The organism is uncultured Methylobacterium sp. (assembly GCF_964244095.1).
In the GTDB taxonomy this organism is placed as follows: Bacteria; Pseudomonadota; Alphaproteobacteria; order Rhizobiales; family Beijerinckiaceae; genus Methylobacterium.
Genome location: NZ_CAXTHR010000239.1, coordinates 1 through 3,463 on the forward strand (window position 1 = coordinate 1; position 3,463 = coordinate 3,463).

The 3,463-nt window shown below is 71.1% G+C and carries 5 protein-coding genes; 3 read left to right on the top strand and 2 right to left on the bottom strand.

All coding sequences use genetic code 11. The annotated features are described in order from the left end of the window. On the bottom strand, positions 1 to 634 hold a 634-nt coding region (locus tag ACFE86_RS21770), incomplete at its 3' end, for a homoserine dehydrogenase (protein WP_375457401.1). Positions 635 to 957: 323 nt separating this feature from the next. On the opposite strand from ACFE86_RS21770, the gene xth reads away from it, so the two are divergent. The 3 genes from xth to ACFE86_RS21785 all read left to right on the top strand — a co-directional run bounded on the left by xth (position 958) and on the right by ACFE86_RS21785 (position 2,769). Beyond that, a complete protein-coding gene (xth, locus tag ACFE86_RS21775) occupies positions 958 to 1,758 on the top strand; it encodes an exodeoxyribonuclease III (RefSeq protein WP_375457402.1) in 801 nt (266 codons plus the stop codon). A 64-nt stretch (positions 1,759 to 1,822) separates the two neighbouring features. Continuing rightward, entirely contained in the window at positions 1,823 to 2,446 is a 624-nt protein-coding gene (locus tag ACFE86_RS21780) for a glutathione S-transferase family protein (protein ID WP_375457403.1), read from the top strand. A 29-nt stretch (positions 2,447 to 2,475) separates the two neighbouring features. Then, positions 2,476 to 2,769: a hypothetical protein gene (locus ACFE86_RS21785; protein WP_375457404.1), complete on the top strand. Its 294-nt coding sequence runs from the start codon at positions 2,476 to 2,478 to the stop codon at positions 2,767 to 2,769. Positions 2,770 to 2,884: 115 nt separating this feature from the next. Here the strand turns inward: ACFE86_RS21785 and ACFE86_RS21790 are convergent. Continuing rightward, the coding region (locus tag ACFE86_RS21790; protein WP_375457405.1) for a tetratricopeptide repeat protein at positions 2,885 to 3,463 on the bottom strand (579 nt) is incomplete at its 5' end.

The window sequence follows — 3,463 nt, forward strand, 5'->3', positions numbered from 1 at the left end:
TCAGGATCGCGAGCTTGTGGGCGGTGTCGAAGCCCTCGACGTCGAAGGTCGGGTCCGCTTCGGCGTAGCCCAGCGCCTGCGCGTCCTTGAGGCAGGCATCGAAGGTCAGGCCCTCGCGCTCCATGCGCGTGAGGATGTAGTTGCAGGTGCCGTTGAGGATTCCGTAGACGCGCGAAACGGCGTTGCCGGACAGGCCCTCGCGCAGGGCCTTGATCACCGGGATGCCGCCCGCGACCGACGCCTCGCAGGCGAGCGCGACGCCGGCCCGCTCCGCCGCCTGCGCGAGCGCCGCGCCGTGACGGGCGAGCAGCGCCTTGTTCGCCGTGACGACGTGCTTGCCGGCGGCGAGCGCCGCCTCGACCGTGGCCCTGGCCGGCCCCTCCGATCCGCCGATCAGCTCGACGACGCAATCGACCTCGCCCGAGCGCGCCAGTGCGACCGGATCGTCGAACCAGCGCAGGCCCGACAGGTCGAACCCGCGCTCGCGGGCGCGGTCGCGCGACGACACCGCGGTGACGCGGATGTCGCGGCCGGTGGCGGCAGCGAGCGGCGCGGCGCGGCGTTCGATCATCCGGACGACGGCGGCGCCGACGGTGCCGAGGCCGGCGACGCCGAGGCGGAAGCTCTGAGACATGGTGGTCTTCGTGTCCCTTGCCCTGCGCCGTCGGCAGCCCGGCGGCGGACCCGCGCCGGCGCGCGCCCTGTGGCTATGGCGGCGTCCTTCTGCATCGATTCCGGAGGGGGTGCAAGAAAACGGTAGATCAGGAAAACCGGAGAGCAGGAAAACGGGTACGCGGTATCGGTCCGTACGGGGCGCTGCGCCGCCGGGCACGGTTTCGCGGGCGGCGCGCGGCGCGAACCGGTCCGCCGGCGGGCCCGCGCAAAGCCCGGCCCACCGCTTGTCAGGCCGGTACGAAGGCCCGATGACGGGCGCCGCCCGCCCTCAGGACGACAGCGATGCGGATCACCACCTGGAACGTCAACTCGATCAAGCAGCGGGTCGGGCACCTGCTCGCCTTCCTCGACGAGGCCAGGCCCGACGTGGTCTGCCTCCAGGAGCTGAAGTGCCAGGACGAGGCGTTCCCGCGGGCCGAGATCGAGGCGGCCGGCTACGCGGTCGAGTCGGTCGGCCAGAAGGCCTATAACGGCGTCGCGCTCCTCGTCCGCGCGCCGCTCGCCCACGACCCGGCGACGGTGCTGCGCTCGCTCCCCGGGGACGGCGCCGACGAGCAGGCGCGCTACGTCGAGGCGCTGGTGACGGGCGACGGCCTCGCGCCGGTGCGGGTCGCCTCGCTCTACCTGCCGAACGGCAATCCCGTCGCGAGCCCGAAATATCCCTACAAGCTCGCCTTCCTGGAGCGCCTGCGCCTACACGCCCGCGCCCGGATGCGCGAGGAGACCGCCCTGGTGCTGGCGGGCGACTACAACGTCATCCCCGAGCCCGAGGACGCGGCCGAGCCGGCGGCCTGGGCCGACGACGCGCTGTTCCGCGCGCCGTCGCGCGCGGCCTTCCGGGCACTGCTCGCCGAGGGGCTGACCGACGCGGTTCGCGCCTGCGACCCGCGCCCCGGCCTGTACAGCTTCTGGGACTACCAAGCCGGCTGCTGGCCGCGGAACTTCGGCATCCGCATCGACCACCTGCTGCTGTCGCCGCAGGCCGCCGACCGGCTGGTCTCGGCCTCGGTGCAGAAGCACCTGCGCGGGCTGGAGAAGCCGTCCGACCACGTTCCGGTGACGGTGGAGCTGACCGCGGCCTGAGGCGCAGGTTGCAGCGAACCGTGCTACGAGCCGCGCCGTCCGCATCCGACACGGAGCACAGGAAATGATCGTCTACGGCACCGGCTACTCGCCCTTCGTCCGCAAGATCCTCCTCGCGCTGGCCGAGAAGGGCGTGCCCTGCGAGCACGTGCCCTGCATGTTCCACGCCCCGGACGCGGGCTTCCGGGCGGCGAGCCCCCTGGGCAAGATCCCGGCGATCGACGACGGCGGCTTCAGGCTCGCCGATTCCTCGGCGATCCTGTGGTACCTCGAGCGCAAGCACCCGTCGCCGGCCCTGGTCCCCACCGATCCGCAGGCGCTCGGCCGCGCTGTATGGTTCGACAAGTTCGGCGACACCGAGCTGGTCGGCAAGCTCCTCGTGCCGTTCTTGGAGCGCGTGCTGAAGCCGAACATGATGGGCAAGCCCGGCGACGAGGCCGCCGTCGCCAAGGCGCTCGACACCGATCTCCCGCCGCTGTTCGATTACCTGGAGGGCCAGGTGTCGGGCGCGTTCCTGGTCGGCGACGCCTTCTCGATCGCCGACATCGCGGTCGCCACCGGCTTCCACAACTTTCACCTCGCCGGGGCGAAGGTCGATGCCGGGCGCTGGCCGAAGCTCGCCGCCTACGTCGAGACGATCTTCGCGCGGCCGTCCTTCGTCGCGGCGCACGGGGCGCGCAAGGGCTGATAGACCGCATCACCAAGGGAAATCCTGGTTTGCGCCTTCCATTCCCCTCTGAGCGAGAGGGAGGTGATACGATACCGAGGTGCGCAATAGGCGCCGTCAAGACCGAGCGGATCAAGCTGACCGCGGCCTACCTCAACACGATGGCGGGCGGCTTCTTCACGGCGGGTGTGGACGCGCCGATCGCAGCGGCCGTGTTCGGCATCTCGGGTCCCGCCGGAAACCTGTCTGCGTTGACGGTCACCGTCGGCGCACTGATCTTCTTGGCCGGAAGCCTCGCGCTTCATGCGGCCGCTCGCTACATCCTCAAAGGATTGGAGCCATGACCGACCTTCAGATCGTTGCGTTCATCCTCGTGCCGATCTTCGCGGTCGCGATGGGCTGGGGCGTCGCGCTCTGGTCGCGCCACGTCGACGGGCCGTCCCGCCCCGAATAGGCCGATCAGCGTCGGCGCCGGATCGAGCCCACCGTCTGCACCTGCGCCTGCGCCTCGGCGCGGTCCTCCTCGCTCGCCGCCGCCCAGTTCTTCTCGTAGAGCGCGACGATCCAGGAATCCTTGCGCTCCTCGACGCCCGCGCGGGCGAGCGAGAGCCACATCAGGCCGCGCGCGCGCTGCACCGGCACGCCGCCCATGCCGGTCACCAGCAGGTCGCCGAGCAGCGCCTGGGCCGGGTGGTGGCCCTTCTCCGCGGCAAGGTTGAACCAGCGCGCCGCCTGCCGCGCATCGGCCTCGACGCCGGTGCCGTCGAGGTAGAGCCGGGCGAGGTTGTACTGCGCGTTCGGGTCGCCGAAATACGAGGCCGCGTAGTTGAACATGTCGTAGGCCCGCTCCGGGTTGGGCTGCACGTAGGTGCCCTTGATCCCGTCGAGGAAATAGCTGCCGAGCGCGGTGAAGGCGCTGGCCGTCACCGCCGAGTTCTGCGCGTCCGGGCCGTCGTCGGTGCCGGAATCGGCGATGCGCGAGAAGAACTCGAACGCCTTGAGGTCGTCGTGGGGCACGCCGTCGCCCTCGGCATACAT